This window comes from Vibrio sp. OPT46 (assembly GCF_015163535.1).
GTDB classification, from domain to species: Bacteria; Pseudomonadota; Gammaproteobacteria; order Enterobacterales; family Vibrionaceae; genus Vibrio; species Vibrio alginolyticus.
The window spans coordinates 799-1,059 of sequence record NZ_JADDYG010000804.1; the positions used below are offsets into that span (position 1 = coordinate 799).

1 pseudogene is annotated in these 261 nt (G+C 35.2%); it reads right to left on the reverse strand.

The features are described from left to right. A pseudogene (locus IQR33_RS34705) lies at positions 1–242 on the reverse strand (histidine decarboxylase); the annotation flags it as partial. Positions 243–261: the final 19 nt, after the last annotated feature.

Sequence of the window (261 nt, forward strand, 5' to 3'; positions counted from 1 at the left end):
ACCGAGTAATGTGTTTCTTCAGAATAATAAATATAGCCGGTTGGAAATAGCTCGCGAGCTAAATAACATGAAAATAAGTTACCTTCAGTGCCTCCATTTGAGATATACCCCCAGCTTTCTTGATGAGATATCTTAAATAGTTGGGAAAAAAAACGCATCACATCTTTCTCAAATTCAAATGAATTGAGTTTGTAATTACTCTCTTCCCTCCAATCACCACAGTTATTAATGGAGAATTTCATGAACTTGTCTAGTATCGAG